The organism is Parendozoicomonas sp. 209JJ7-1 (assembly GCF_058147085.1).
In genome coordinates this window covers 187,611-202,206 of record NZ_JBYVJU010000004.1, presented here as the reverse complement: position 1 = coordinate 202,206, position 14,596 = coordinate 187,611, and the positions used below count along the sequence as shown (strand labels likewise).

The following is a 14,596-nucleotide window of genomic DNA, read 5'->3' as shown; positions in this document are numbered from 1 at the left end:
GGCGGTAGATTTTCTCTGTACAGAGATGGTGACAGGGGTGTTACCCCTTGCTGACATTGTTATAAAAGGTGGTTAAATGGATGAAGACTTGGGGTGAGAACAGTAGTATTGGCCCATTAAAAGCCGTTGTCCGGAGTCAGCCATGGGCTGTGAAACTGAACTTAAACTGCTGTTTAACCCCGCTGACCATGGCCGGGTTTTGGAAGCCTCCACTTTACGGGATATGGCCGTAAGTGAGCTTGAGTTGGGAAACACTTACTTTGATACCCCGGATAAAGCCCTCAGCCGGCTACGGGTGGCTCTGCGTATTCGCAATAATAATGGGCGTTATATCCAGACCTTGAAGACCCAGGGGGTAAGTGAAAACGGTTTGAGCCGTCGCCAGGAGTGGGAGTGGGATCTCCAGTCCCCCAGCCTGAATACCGGTCTTCTGCAGAGTGTCTGGCCGGAAAATCTGGAATCGGTAAACCTTCAGGCTCTTCAGCCAGTATTTCAGACCAACTTTCGGCGTAAGGTGATAGATATTGCCTGGCAGGGATCACAGGTTGAGCTGGCCCTTGACCGGGGTGAAGTTCGTGCCGGCGGTAAAACGGATGTTATTTCCGAACTGGAGCTGGAGCTCAAGAGCGGAGATGAACAGGCTCTGGCCAGCCTGGCCGATAAATTAAGGCAGGAGCTGCTGGAGATGGGGGTCATTCTCTCTCCCGGAGACCTTAGCAAGGCTGAGAGAGGTTACCGGCTTGCCGGGGCTTAGCAGTCCCGGTAGTCTCGAATAGCAGAACAATAACTCATTTAATTACTTTGGATGCAGAACAGCCGTCGGAAAACCAGTGCAAAAAAAACAAAATTACAGGCAGTCTCTCAAGGGGGGCGCTGCGGATATGCAGCCGAAAGAGAGCGATAAATGCTCAGCCCAGTCCGTTGTTAACGAAGGCTATATGCTGGATTTGTCCCAGATTGTGCGGGGATTGGAGCAGGATGGCCTGCTTACTCGCCAGCAGGTCGAGGATATTCTTTCCCGCAGGCGCAATGCCGAGCAGGCGCGCCTGCATCCCCTGGAATATCTCGCTGATTTGGGACTGGAAGATTGTCAGCGTCCAGGTAAACCTCTGGATCTGAGCCAGCTTACCCGTTGGCTTGCGAAAACTGCGGATCAGCCTTTCTTCCATATTGATCCGTTGAAGATTGATTCAGCCTCTGTGACTCCCCTGATGTCCATGGCCTATGCCCAGCGTCACCAGATTCTGGCAGTAGAGGTGAATGAACGGGAAATAGTGGTAGCCAGTGCCCAGCCCTGGCATACCGGCTGGGAAGATAACCTGCGCCATATTAACAGGCGGGATATCCGTCGTGTAGTCAGTAACCCGGCTGAAGTTCGACGGTATACGGCAGAGTTTTATAAACTGGCACGCTCCATTACCGGTGCGACCAGGGAAGATGGCGTTAATGCTATCAACACCAGCAACTTTGAACAGATGCTGGAACTGGGTAATGCCCAGGCCCCGGATGCCAACGACCAGCACATCATTAACATTGTGGACTGGCTGCTGCAGTACGCTTTCTCCCAGCGGGCCAGTGATATTCATATTGAACCCCGGCGGGAAAAAGGGCATATCCGTTTTCGAATAGACGGCGTCCTTCATACGGTTTATGAAATGCCCGCTCAAGTGCTGGCGGCAGTAAACAGTCGTATAAAGATTCTTGGACGCATGAACGTGGCCGAAAAACGCAAGCCCCAGGATGGCCGGTTAAAAACCCGTTCCACGGAGGGCAATGAGGTGGAGCTGCGTCTTTCAACCCTGCCGACCGCATTTGGTGAAAAGATGGTGATGCGTATCTTTGATCCGGATGTGCTGCTGCGAAGTTTCCGTGACCTTGGCTTCTCTAAAGATGACGACCGTCGCTGGCACAGTATGGTTGGTCAGCCCAATGGTATTGTGCTGGTCACCGGTCCCACTGGTTCTGGTAAAACAACCACGCTTTATTCCACCCTGAAAGAGCTGGCAACATCGGAAGTGAATGTCTGTACCATCGAAGACCCTATCGAAATGGTAGAGCCGTCGTTTAACCAGATGCAGGTACAGCACAATATTGACCTTACCTTTGCCAGTGGTGTTCGGGCGCTTTTACGACAGGACCCGGACATCATTATGGTGGGGGAGATTCGGGATCTGGAAACGGCCGAAATGGCTATCCAGGCGGCCCTTACCGGTCACCTTGTTCTTTCTACTTTGCACACAAACGATGCCCCTTCAGCGATTACCCGTTTAATGGAACTTGGCGTACCGGAATACCTGATTCGGGCAACTGTGCTTGGTGTTATGGCCCAGCGTCTTGTGCGCACCCTGTGCCCGGACTGCAAACAGCCGGCACCTGTTGATAAGGATGCCTGGGCCGGGTTGACCAAACCCTGGGTGGCGGAGCCGCCAGCCATGGGGGCAAAGCCCGTAGGTTGCCTGAATTGCAGAAATACCGGTTATAAGGGCAGGGCTGGCGTATATGAAATTATGCAGTTGGAGGGGCCTGTGAGGGAGCAGTTGAGCAGTGGCTGTGATGTGGATAAGTTGCGAAAAGCGGCTATCCGTAACGGCATGCACACCCTGAGGTTAGGGGGTGCGCAGAAAATCGCCGCAGGGCTGACGACGATTGAAGAGGTGTTGAGGGTAACGCCCAATGTGTCCGGTTGAGTCAGATACCCCGTATCAGGGCGATCAGGGACAGGGTCATAATGGTAAGGGCGCTGAATAACAGAATCAGCTCCGGCCTGGTCAGACGGTTTTTGTGGTCATTCATGGGTACTGCTCCGTGTACAACAAACATCTCACGTATTGCTCAGTATAGGTAAAGGGACTGGCTTCCCCGGTCAGTCCCTTTTTCCCTGGGAAAACTGCCGGAATTCCTGTTCGGGCAGATGTCTTGGCAGGAAAACGCTGGAAATCAGTCTGGGTTGACGGAATTTTGTCATTTAACTCGTGGTTGAGAGCGGTTACTCAGTTTTCTCCGGTAATTCATTATCAGGGGACAGTGTTTCGGAACATCATCCATAAGGGTGGCAGTTACCGTCCATTGCTCTTCATTATCAATCACTTCCGGTTCCTCGCGGTTGATCGTAATATTGGGGGAGCCTTTTCCCCGGATGTTTTCTATATAAATCATCCTGCTGGCCAATATATAAGGAATATTGGGCTGTGAACTGAAGAAGGTCAGCCTGTGCCTGAATATATCGCTTATTTTTTCTTTTCGGGGAAGGGGGTAAGCCCTGACTCTCAACTCTTCACCACGCTGGAAATGCCTGGCGCTGTAACACCGCAATTTTGTGCAAGGGCTGCTAGGGAGAGAGTTGGATCGTCGTGTTGTCCGTTTTTGGATATCCGGTTGACTGGGAGGTGCCGTTGAAGGTTCTTTCAGTGCACCGTCAATTGTATTGCTGGCCATAATGTCTTCGGGTTTTTCTTCCTCTTGAATTAAAGCCAGCAGCTGTCGCTCAACTTCAGTGACTTCGAGATGGTGACTTTTGACCCGGGCATTTAAGGCCAGGAATTTGTCTGCAAAGGTTGGTGGTTTTTTCTGTGCAGGGCTTTCTGGTGGTTGTTCCGGAGAGCTGGGTGGGGTTTCTACGGTAGAAGAAACCGTTGCCTGCTCTTCCTGAATATTGTCATGATTTGATGAAGGTGTATGTTCATTCTCTTCTGTAGAATCAGCTTCTGCGACACATGCCACTTTACTTTCTACTTTCTTGAGGCTTTGTTTATCTTTTTCTTCCAGAGCATGGTTGAAGTGTTTTAGAAATGCGAGGTTCTTAAGGGTATCTTCAATTACTCCCTGGTCGTTATTTTCCTGGACCAAACTTTGGTGCAGTTGAATCTCCTCAGAGTATGCGTATTGATCTGTTCCTATTTCATAGTAATAAATCAGTAGTGACGTTAAATTTTCTTCAAAAGACACTCTTGTTACTATGTTGGCAATTCCATTAGTGAGCATTCTTAAACCTGTTTTTAATATCTCGGAGAATTCTTCAGAAATAGGAGCACTGGATTCCTTTGGAGAAGAGGCCGATTGCAGCCAGTTTTCCATGATTGATTGTTTACTGCTGTCCAGAGTCAGGGCAAAGCAGACAGGTTCTCCCGTATTTTGGGGGGAGCGTATATGGTAGATCAGTCCGGTCTCTTCTTCTGCTTTTGTGTCGCTTTCAGGAAAGTCAGCTTTTTTCCATCCTGTACCTGTGCCATATGAGGTTGGCGAGGTTGTAAATAATAAAACGGTGATAAAGAAATGAATAATAAGGAACCTGTGGTATTTCATATTAAGCATTCCATGACCTATCTCTTTTGTTTTATTGGATGAACAGAGTGGGGAAGTATAGCTCTAGTTTTTCCTGTGTTTTTGGTGAGCGGTTGTTTTCCAGAGTCATAATAAGTGTCATAGCTGAACAGCAGTTCTCCATACTCAGGAATATCTGTAATCGCCTGAACCATTGTGACATGCTTGTCCTGTTTTTGTTTCTGGGAAATAGCCCAGGGTGTAGAAAGGGTTACGTTTGGCGCAGGAGAGTGATGGGGCGACAGGGAATTATATGCTTTGTTCAGCCAGCGGAAGGGGGTTTCCGCGTCTGGCTCAAGCACCAGATCCCAGGATTTCCTGGGGTAGTTAATCAAAATCTTATGGGTGTCTTCAGGACCGCCGAATCTGTGAGGTTTTTGGAGCTTTCGGGTGCTACCGGTAATAAGCCCTATGTATTCTCCTTTAGGAATTGCGCTAAGGGTAAAAACTCCAAAACCTGAATCTCCGGGTAATGAACTTTTGTGTACAAAAACGGGATAGTAATATGGAGGACTATGGTCGTATGCTTGTGGAGTTTGTGGCATAAGGCAAAGGCTGGAGGCTATCTGTTCTCTATCCGCTATCTGGATGTCGGGTAACGGACTGTTATAAGTGTAAAAGGAGTAACCGCGACACTGGTAAATTAAAGACAGGTCGTCATCAGTATCGGGTGATTTTGAGTTCCCTTCCGGAGAACCGGTATTCTTTAGTTTTAGCGGTAGTATGCGATGGACCAGAGCCTGAAGGGCTGAATCAGCGGTTCGCAAAAATCGAGTTGTTATCCATTCAGATTTATGAATATCAGGCCCTGTTGAAGATGAGGCTCCTTTGTTGATTTCTGTTTTCTTGTCTTCTTCTGGAAGATGCATGTTGATATGCAGAAAGTATGTGTGTTTTTTGGAATGAACAGTAATCACAGGTATCCGTTGTCTGGCAGGACCAGGTTTAAGCATGATGACATCAAGGTGTCGGTCTTTCTGAATCGCTCTCAGATTGGCGGCGATGGAATTCAGCAGGAAAGAAACAGAGTCGGAATCGGCAGGATGGCAGGAGGATTCTATCGGAAACATTCGGAACCCGGGGACTTTCAGGGAGTAGGTTATCACCATCCCGACAGCGCCGTAATCATCTGATATTTGAATAAAATATCCTGAGTCTTGCTCCAGGGCGGCAGAGTGAGTAAGCGCCATATAAGTTATTACGTCTTTGAACAGGAAAGGAAACTTCTCTTTATCTTCGATTTCCTTTCTGGCTTCGCCAGAGGGAAGGGTATCATGGTAAAAGGCTGCCTGAGCCGATCCATTATGGGTAGCGCAGAATAAAAGGATGCCGTACAGAAGAGGCCACAGCGGCAACCTGAGCAGGCTGTTATTAATAATTTTGCAGTAGACGCAATTAACGAATGCTCTTTGCGACACGGGCTACCCTTTTTTATTCTCAGGGCAGCTAATAATATCCGGGATTTAATCTTCTGCCAGAAAACAGTTCCGGCAGAAGGTTAATTGAGAACACAGCCTGGCTTTCAAGCACCCAGATAGGCTTTACGCACATCATCATTAACCAGCAGATTCTGACCGCTGTCGGCCATTACAATCCGGCCATTCTCCAGTACATAGCCACGATCTGCCAGACGCAGGGCCTGGTTGGCGTTCTGTTCTACCAGGAAGATAGTCATACCTTCTTCCCGCAGTTTTTCAATGATATTGAAAATCTGCTGGATAATAATGGGCGCCAGCCCGAGGGATGGTTCATCCAGAAGCAGCAGCTTTGGTCGGCTCATCAGTGCCCGTCCAATGGCCAGCATTTGCTGTTCACCGCCGGACATGGTGCCGCTGCGCTGGTCGAAACGTTCTTTCAGGCGAGGGAAAAGCTCCAGTACATGGGCGAGCATCTCCTCTTTGCGCTCTTTGGTTTCAAAGAAGCCGCCCATATCCAGGTTTTCTTCCACAGTCAGGCGGGAGAACACCCGGCGCCCTTCCGGCACTATGGCAATGCCGGAACGCATAATTTCCGGCGTGTTCCAGTCGGTCATATCCTGACCTTCAAACACTATGCGGCCACTGCTGGGTTGAGGGTCGCCGCACAAGGTCATCAGCAGAGTGCTTTTACCCGCACCGTTAGCGCCGATCAGGGTAACAATCTCACCCTTTTCAACAGACACGGAGATATCGTCCAGGGCCTGGATTTTGCCGTAGTGGGCGGAAACGTTTTCAATCGACAGCATTACGCTTCCCCCAGGTAGGCTTTGATAACATCGGGATTGTTTTTAATCTGTTCCGGCAGGCCATCCGCCAGAGGGGTGCCCTGGTTGATCACATAGATATGGTCTGAGATACCCATCACCAGCTTCATATCATGCTCAATCAGCAGCACGGAGACATTGTGGTGGTCCCGCAGTTCGCAGATCAGCTGATCCAGCTCTTCTGTTTCCCGGGGATTCAGTCCGGCGGCGGGTTCATCAAGCATAAGCAGGTCAGGGCGGGTCACCATGCAGCGGGCAATTTCCAGTCGGCGTTGCTGGCCATAGGCCAGATTGCCAGCATCCCGGTTGGCAAACTCGGTCAGATTGACTTTATCCAGCCAGAAGGCGGCCTGGTCCAACGCTTCCTGTTCACTCTTTTTGTACGACGGTGTTTTGAGTAGGCCGGAAAGCAGGTTGGTGTTCAGGTGTCGGTGCTGGGCAACCAGCAGGTTCTCCAGCACGGTCATGCTTTTAAACAGGCGTACATGCTGGAAGGTGCGGACAATACCTTTGCGGGAAATCTCGTGGTTTTTGTTCCCGGTAATATTATCGCCCCGGTAACGAATCCGCCCTTCAGACGGTTTATAGAACCCGGTCAGGCAGTTGAAAACTGTTGTTTTGCCCGCACCGTTGGGGCCGATAATGGAGACAATCTGTCCGTCCTGAATATTCAGGCGCACCTTGTTCACTGCCACAAGGCCGCCAAAGCGCATGGTCAGGTCTTCGACCTCAAGCAGAGTGTTGTGATTCGGTTTACTGCTCATTTCATTATGCTCATGTCGGTTCTCAGGCCGCCCGGGCGGGCTGTTCTGTCTGGGTTGAAGGCGTCGGCTTCTCGCTCTTGCGAAGGGCGATATGGGGACGCTTCATGGGCATAAGACCGGCAGGTCGCCAGATCATCATAAACACCATTAACAGGCCGAACATCAACATGCGGTATTCGTTGAATTCCCTGGCCAGCTCCGGCAGCACCGTCATAATGACCGCAGCAAGTACGACACCCATCTGTGAGCCCATGCCTCCCAGTACGACAATGGCCAGGATGATGGCAGATTCAATAAAGGTGAACGACTCTGGACTGATAAAACCCTGGCGCGCGGCAAAGAAGGTTCCGGCAAAACCGGCAAAAGCCGCGCCAATGGTAAAGGCGGAAAGTTTTATGGCAGTCTTGTTCATGCCCAGGGACTGACAGGCAATGTCGTCTTCCCGCAGGGCTTCCCAGGCCCGGCCAATAGGCATACGCAGCAGTCTGTTAATGACCCAGATAGTGGCAATCACCAGCAGTACGGCCAGCAGGTAGAGGAAGATAACCTTGTATTCGCTGGAATACTCAATGCCGACAAATTCATGGAAAGGAATATTCCCTTCTACTTTTGCCGTCCGGGAAAACTCCAGCCCAAAAAGGGTGGGTTTGGGAATCTGGCTGATACCGTTGGGACCGCCGGTAATGGCCGTCCAGTTGTTCAGCAGAATGCGGATAATCTCACCAAAACCCAGGGTTACAATGGCGAGATAATCCCCCCTCAGCCGTAAAACCGGGAAACCGAGAATAAAGCCAAAGAAGGCAGCGATAAACCCGCTGATTAACAGGCAGCTCCAGAAGTCCAGACCAAAGTACTGATTCAGCAAGGCGTAACCGTAAGCGCCAACGGCGTAAAATCCCACATAACCCAGGTCGAGCAGGCCGGCCAGACCCACAACAATATTCAGGCCCAGGCCGAGCATCACATAGATCAGCGCCAAGGTGGCAAGGTCTACGGAGCCACGGGATACCAGAAAAGGCCATACCAGCAGACCTGCAACCAGAAAGCAAAGCACCAGCTGTTTCATACGGGGATGCTGCTCGGCTTTATCCTGCAGAGTTTCCGCAAGGCCGTGCTCGGGCAGGGGCAGTGTGGATTTTACTTTTTGCCAGCCGCCGGTAATGAAATCACGGAACAGCTGGAACAGGAATAACAGCACCAGGGCGATACCCAGTGCTTCCAGCCTGACCGGGTCGGAAAACTCAACTGTCAGCCCGGTACCGGAAGGCACAAGCTGAACCCCCATCATAAAGCTGGCAAGAATCAGAAATACGACAGAGGTGATCAGTGCGTTTTTAAGGTTGGCAATATTCACAAGAGGAGCATTCATACTTTTTCCACCTCCGGCTTACCGAGGATGCCTGACGGGCGGAACAGTAGAATCAGGATCAACAGGCTAAAGGCGACAACATCTTTGTATTCGGAACTGAAATAACCGGAGGTCATGGATTCGGTTAAGCCCAGCAGTAAACCACCGAGCACGGCGCCGGGAATGCTGCCGATACCGCCGAGCACGGCAGCGGTAAAGGCTTTCAGGCCAGCGAGGAAGCCGATATATGGATTAATAACACCGTAATAGAGGCTGAGCAGTACACCGGCCACGGCAGCGAGAGCTGCGCCGAGCACAAAGGTGACGGCAATCACATTGTTGGTATTAATGCCCAGCAGGCCAGTCATGCCCATATCTTCAGCACAGGCCCGGCAGGCACGGCCGAGACGTGATTTGGAGATAAACAGGGTAAGAGCGGTCATGCTGATAAAGGTGATGGCGAAAATAATGATCTGCATCCAGGATATCGACGCCTGGAAACCCTCCGGAGCACCAAAGGAGAAGCCACCGGTGATCAGGCTGGGCATGGCGATATCCCGGGAACCCTGGGCCAGACGCACATAATTCTGCAGGAAGATGGACATGCCGATGGCGGAGATCAGGGGAATAAGACGATTCCCGCCCCGCAGTGGCCGGTAGGCGACGCGTTCAATGGAATAGCCGTAGGTACTGGTAATAATGATGCTTATAACAAACGCGGCAACCAGCATCAGAGTGACACTGTCGATGCCGATCATGGCGAGTCCGGCCAGGACAATGAACGACACATAACTGCCGATCATATACACCTCGCCGTGGGCGAAGTTGATCATTCCGATAATGCCATAGACGAGTGAATAACCTATAGCGATCAGGGCGTAGGTGCTGCCCAGGGTCAGGCCGTTCAGCACCTGCTGAATAAAATAATAAACGGCGTCTGGCATAAATTACTGCTTTCTTATTGTCGTGAATATTGCATGAATATCAGTGCAAACGGCCTGAATTCAGAGGGCTGTTTCCGCTCCAGCGAGGCGTCCATGCGACCACCATGGGTGGTGGAAGTACCGGATTTGCATGAGCGAAACCTGGCGATTGAGTCGCTATCACGCCATCCTGGCGTTTGAAACAGCCCTCTGAACCCAGGCCGTCTAAGCATCGGTGTAACCAGCAGGCTTTCACCTGCCGGAATGTTTATCTGAAGGCTTAGTTCAGGGGAGTTTTGGTTCCGTCCTGGTGCCATTCATAAACAACAAAGCTGAAGTCTTTCAGGTCACCCTTGTCGTCAAAGGCCAGTTCACCGGTGGGTGTCTTGAAGCTGGTGCTGCGCATTGCCTTGGCAACGGCTTCAGGAGAGTCACCGTTCATCTTGATGCCATCAGCCATGACCTGAACGGCGGAGTAAGCGGGGAATACGAACGGGCCGGAAGCGTCTTCGCCTTTGCCGGTAATGTATTCAACCAGCTTCTGGTTGGCGGGGTCCTGGTCAAAGCTTCTGGGCAGGGTCACCAGCAGGCCTTCAGAGGCCGGACCGGCGATGGCGGAGATATCCTTGTTACCCACGCCTTCCGGGCCCATAAACTTGGCGCTCAGGCCGGACTCAGCACTCTGACGCAGAATCAGGCCCAGTTCGGGGTGGTAACCACCGTAGTAAACAAAGTCCACATTTTCTTTCTGCAGCTTGGCAACCAGAGCGGAAAAATCTTTATCACCAGCGGTCACGCCTTCAAACAGAACAACATTGGTACCGGCGGCGGTCAGTTCATCACGTACGGCAGTGGCCAGGCCTTCACCGTACTGTTGTTTGTCGTGGATAACAGCGACACGTTCAGGCTTTATAGAACCCAGGATGTACTTAGCGGCAGTGGGACCCTGCATGCTGTCAAGGCCGATGGTACGGAATATCAGCTGGTAACCACGGGTAGTGATGTCAGGGCTGGTGGAAGCGGCGGTGACCATAAGTACGCCGTTATCTTCGTAAATATCAGAAGCGGGCTGGGTGCTGGAGGAGCACAGGTGGCCAACAACATATTTAATGCCATCGTTTACGATTTTGTTGGCAACGGCCACGGCCTGTTTGGGATCGCAGGCGTCATCGTAAACAACACCTTCCAGCCTGGCGCCGTCTATACCACCGGCCAGGTTAATCTGTTCGATAGCGGCCTTGGCACCGATAAACTGCATGTCGCCATACTGGGCAACGGGACCGGTCACAGGGCCAGCCAGGCCAATCTTGATAGTTGCAGGTTCAGCTTTGGTTACAGCCTCTGTTTTGGCTTCTTCCTGCTGGGAACAGCCAGCGATCATGGCCAGCGCAACAGCCGCGCTGGCTGCAGCAATGCGGAAAGTGTTTTTCATTATTCTGCTCTTACCTGTAGGTGTTATTTGTGTTTGTTGTCTTGATGCAACATTTTTTTCTGCAACAGAAACGTTATACAGGAAAAAAACTAACGATAACAGAGAGCGAAAACTGTGGCTTGACTTTTTGTTCAAAGATTAATTCAGGATTTAGTGCTCTTGTTTTGTGCATTTATTAGAGGAAAAAACTAATAATACTTTGTCTATGTGGTTTTTTTATTTCTGAACTGTGCTGTTAATTAACTGTTTATCTTTCGGCGATTATCCAAAAAGCGCCTAATAAAAAGGCGCTGACCAATGGCCAGCGCCTTTATAAAGCCACAGTTTCTGTCAGTCTTTTATAGATTGAACGCCGGATTCAGTTCCCAGTAAAAGAATATCCGCCGGGCGGCTGGCAAACAGGCCGTTGGTGACAACACCGGTAATCTGGTTAATGGAATTCTCCAGGCCGATGGGATCGGTAATGGACATATTCCATACATCCAGAATGATATTGCCGTTATCGGTAACCACACCTTCACGGTAGGCCGGGTCACCACCCAGGGCGACAAGTTGGCGGGCTACATGACTGCGGGCCATGGGAATCACTTCAACAGGCAGGGGGAAGCGGCCGAGGACATCAACTTTCTTGGAGCCGTCGGCAATACAGATAAACTCTTTGGCCACGGCTGCCACAATCTTTTCCCGGGTCAGGGCTGCGCCGCCACCTTTAATAAGGTGCAGGTGCTCGTTGGCTTCGTCCGCACCATCTATGTAGAAGCGCAGTTCAGAAACCGAATTCAGGTCATACACAAGAATGCCATGATCTTTCAGGCGCTGGGCACTGGCTTCGGAGCTGGCAACCGCGCCATCAAAACGATCCTTTACCTTTGCCAGTGCGTCGATAAAAAAATTGGCTGTAGAGCCAGTTCCAATACCGATAATCATGTTGTCTTCGAGATGGGGAAGAATGTAATCCAGTGCAGACTGTGCGACGGCCTGTTTGAGTTCGTCCTGGGTCATGGTGGTTCCTGGGTAGAAAGGTAGGCGGACGGAATTATACGTAAAGAGTGCAGGTGAGAGTAATAAATAAACCGGGTAGAGAAAAAGTTCTGGGGAGATGACGCTGTCATCAGCCTGGAAATGAAGAAGATAATAAAAATTGCTGCCATGTTGGGGGACTGGGGGGGGAGTTCAGCCGCAGCACTGGCTAAAGGTCAGGCGGATATTGTGGCCTCTTCAAGGCCGGTAAAAGGCAGTGAGTACCAGAAGCTGATGAGCTTTGGTGACCTGCTGCACCCTTCGGCGGAGCAGGTGGTGGGTATTGAGCCGCGCCGCAATTTTATGTGCGCACTGTAGAGGGAATGAAACAGCTGACGGTGAGTTTCCGCTTCCGTGAAGGCAAAGCCCAACTGGATAACAAAGCGTTGAAGGATATTCGTCGTCTGAAAGAGTTTCTGGAAAAGAATCCCGGAAAACTGAAACTGGTGGGCTTTGCCGGAGAGAGGGCCAATCCGGGCAAGGCGGAGTTATTCTCCCGTCTGCTCAGTCAGGTTGTCTATCGTGAACTGATGCGTTCCGGTATAGACCGTGGTCGGGTTGCCCTGGTGGGTCTGGGTTCCTTTATGCCCCTTGGAGAAGCAGTAGACGCAGAGTCCCGCGTGCGGAACCGCAGGGTTGAGGTCTGGTATCATCCGAGTATTTGAAGTTGCTGAGTGGAAAGGTTACGTCTTTTAGGAAGCTTAACTTTTCTTTATAAAAGGGTTAGGTAAGCAGCCACCCTGTTCAGTACAATGATTATGCTTCTATGGCCCATAAACAGAACAGATAAGAGTGACCCGCTCGGCTATGCCTACCCAGTACATCAGGAAAATCCTTGAGGCCCGTGTTTATGACGTGGCTGTTGAAACCCCTTTGCATCCGGTTCCCTTCCTTAGCGAGAAGCTGGGCAATACCGTAATGGTCAAGCGTGAAGACCTGCAGCCGGTGTTTTCCTTCAAGATTCGTGGGGCATACAACAAGATTGTTCAGTTGTCGGACGAGGAACTGAAAAAAGGTGTTGTCTGCGCCTCTGCCGGTAACCATGCTCAGGGTGTAGCCCTCTCCGCAAACAAGCTGGGTATTCGGGCAGTGATTGTTATGCCTACCACCACGCCGGATATCAAGGTTAAGGCCGTGTGTGCCCGTGGTGGAGAAGTTGTGTTGCACGGGGACAGTTTTGACCAGTCCCTGGTCCATGCCCTGACCCTGGTAGAAAAAGAAGGCCTGAGCTTTATCCATCCCTACGATGATGTGGACACCATTGCTGGTCAGGGCACTATCGGTATGGAGCTACTGCACCAACACCCTGAAGAACTGGACGCTGTTTTTGTTCCTGTTGGCGGTGGTGGCCTGATTGCCGGTATTGCGGCTTATGTGAAATACCTGCGTCCGGATACCCGGGTAATCGGAGTTGAGTATGAAGAGTCCGCCTGTCTGAAAGCGGCCATGGACGCGGATGAGCGTGTTGTTCTGCCCCAGGTCGGTTTATTCGCCGATGGCGTAGCGGTTGCCCAGATTGGTGAAGAGACATTCCGCATCTGTCGTGAATGTGTGGATGAGGTGATCACAGTCAGCGCCGATGAAATCTGCGCGGCGGTGAAAGACCTGTTTGACGACACCCGTTCTGTAACTGAACCGGCCGGTGCTCTGGCGACAGCAGGATTGAAAAAGTATGTAGAGCGTGAAAAGGTCTCCGGCCAGAACCTGGTCACTATTGCCAGTGGCGCCAATATTAACTTTGATCGCCTGCGTTACGTTTCGGAACGGGCAGATCTGGGTGAGGGTCGTGAGGTGATTCTTGCGGTAACAATCCCTGAAAGGCCCGGCAGTTTCCGGCGTTTCTGCGAAACCATCGGAAAGCGCAGTATTACCGAATTTAACTACCGCTATTTTGATAACAGCGATGCCCATATTTTTGTAGGTGTACAGATGCATCCGGAAACGGAAACCCGGGAGCGTCTGACTGGCGGTCTGACCGATGTCGGTTATCCTGTACAGGATTTGACCGATAACGAGATGGCAAAACTCCACGTTCGCCATATGGTGGGTGGCCATGCACCGGCAGTTCAGGATGAAGTGGTGTACCGCTTTGAATTCCCGGAGCGCCCGGGTGCACTGCTGAATTTCCTGAATCGTGTGGGGAATCGCTGGAATATTTCCATGTTCCACTACCGTAACCATGGTGCCGCATATGGTCGGGTGGTTGTAGGTATGCAGGTGCCAGAAGGTGAACGTGACCAGATACCCGCTTTCCTGGAAGAGATTGGCTACCATTATTGGGAAGAGAGCAGTAACAGTGCATATGAACTGTTCTTAGGCTGACACTGTTATATAAAGTGCACAAGGTGTTTAAAAATCAGCTTGGTGTACTTTAGCTTTTCTTGCATCAAGTCACATAATTTTCATACAGATAGGGGTATTATTTGTACGACTAAAGGTAAGTATCAGATTGGCATTGTTCGTGCTTAAACTGATATGTGTAAATGTAAATTATGTGTAATTCAGCAGATTGCTGAATCTCATGGATGATAAAGCCGGATTCCCCGG

Annotated in this window: 13 protein-coding genes; 5 read left to right on the top strand and 8 right to left on the bottom strand. The window is 50.8% G+C overall.

Going from position 1 to position 14,596, the window contains the following annotated elements; all coding sequences use genetic code 11:
• Positions 1-142 precede the first annotated feature (142 nt).
• Both ACY2RQ_RS05975 and tfpB read left to right on the top strand, forming a co-directional pair.
• Positions 143-754 carry a CYTH domain-containing protein gene (locus ACY2RQ_RS05975; protein WP_490112048.1) on the top strand — a complete coding sequence of 204 codons (612 nt, stop codon included), beginning with the start codon at positions 143-145 and terminating at the stop codon, positions 752-754.
• Between the two features lie 127 nt (positions 755-881).
• Positions 882-2,687, top strand: a complete 1,806-nt coding sequence (tfpB, locus tag ACY2RQ_RS05970; protein WP_490112047.1) for a type IV pilus assembly ATPase TfpB — start codon at positions 882-884, stop codon at positions 2,685-2,687.
• A gap of 274 nt (positions 2,688-2,961) precedes the next feature.
• On the opposite strand, the gene ACY2RQ_RS05965 is transcribed toward tfpB, so the two are convergent.
• From ACY2RQ_RS05965 to rpiA, 8 genes are all read right to left on the bottom strand, one after another.
• Positions 2,962-4,302, bottom strand: coding sequence for a hypothetical protein (locus tag ACY2RQ_RS05965; RefSeq protein ID WP_490112046.1), 1,341 nt, complete (start codon positions 4,300-4,302; stop codon positions 2,962-2,964).
• Positions 4,303-4,319: 17 nt separating this feature from the next.
• Positions 4,320-5,738 carry an SET domain-containing protein gene (locus ACY2RQ_RS05960; protein ID WP_490112045.1) on the bottom strand — a complete coding sequence of 473 codons (1,419 nt, stop codon included), beginning with the start codon at positions 5,736-5,738 and terminating at the stop codon, positions 4,320-4,322.
• Between the two features lie 104 nt (positions 5,739-5,842).
• Complete coding sequence (locus ACY2RQ_RS05955) at positions 5,843-6,544, bottom strand: ABC transporter ATP-binding protein (RefSeq protein ID WP_490112044.1); 702 nt, start codon at positions 6,542-6,544, stop codon at positions 5,843-5,845.
• On the bottom strand, positions 6,544-7,326 hold the full coding sequence (gene livG / locus ACY2RQ_RS05950) for a high-affinity branched-chain amino acid ABC transporter ATP-binding protein LivG (RefSeq protein ID WP_490112043.1): 783 nt from the start codon (positions 7,324-7,326) through the stop codon (positions 6,544-6,546). Before livG ends, ACY2RQ_RS05955 begins: the two co-directional genes overlap by 1 nt.
• 22 nt (positions 7,327-7,348) lie before the next feature.
• On the bottom strand, positions 7,349-8,695 hold the full coding sequence (locus tag ACY2RQ_RS05945) for a high-affinity branched-chain amino acid ABC transporter permease LivM (RefSeq protein ID WP_490112042.1): 1,347 nt from the start codon (positions 8,693-8,695) through the stop codon (positions 7,349-7,351).
• Positions 8,692-9,618: a high-affinity branched-chain amino acid ABC transporter permease LivH gene (gene livH / locus ACY2RQ_RS05940; RefSeq protein WP_490112041.1), complete on the bottom strand. Its 927-nt coding sequence runs from the start codon at positions 9,616-9,618 to the stop codon at positions 8,692-8,694. Before livH ends, ACY2RQ_RS05945 begins: the two co-directional genes overlap by 4 nt.
• A 259-nt stretch (positions 9,619-9,877) precedes the next feature.
• Positions 9,878-10,978 (bottom strand): branched-chain amino acid ABC transporter substrate-binding protein, encoded by a 1,101-nt coding sequence (locus ACY2RQ_RS05935; protein WP_490112091.1) that lies wholly within the window; start codon positions 10,976-10,978, stop codon positions 9,878-9,880.
• Positions 10,979-11,359: 381 nt separating this feature from the next.
• Positions 11,360-12,031: a ribose-5-phosphate isomerase RpiA gene (gene rpiA / locus ACY2RQ_RS05930; protein WP_490112040.1), complete on the bottom strand. Its 672-nt coding sequence runs from the start codon at positions 12,029-12,031 to the stop codon at positions 11,360-11,362.
• A 120-nt stretch (positions 12,032-12,151) separates the two neighbouring features.
• Here rpiA and ACY2RQ_RS05925 point away from each other — a divergent pair, with 120 nt between their 5' ends.
• From ACY2RQ_RS05925 to ilvA, 3 genes are all read left to right on the top strand, one after another.
• The gene (locus tag ACY2RQ_RS05925; protein ID WP_490112039.1) at positions 12,152-12,367 is read left to right on the top strand and encodes a hypothetical protein; all 216 of its coding nucleotides are present in this window, start codon (positions 12,152-12,154) and stop codon (positions 12,365-12,367) included.
• A gap of 5 nt (positions 12,368-12,372) precedes the next feature.
• Positions 12,373-12,714, top strand: a complete 342-nt coding sequence (locus ACY2RQ_RS05920) for an OmpA family protein (protein ID WP_490112038.1) — start codon at positions 12,373-12,375, stop codon at positions 12,712-12,714.
• Between the two features lie 127 nt (positions 12,715-12,841).
• A complete protein-coding gene (gene ilvA, locus ACY2RQ_RS05915) occupies positions 12,842-14,371 on the top strand; it encodes a threonine ammonia-lyase, biosynthetic (RefSeq protein ID WP_490112037.1) in 1,530 nt (509 codons plus the stop codon).
• Positions 14,372-14,596 lie beyond the last annotated feature (225 nt).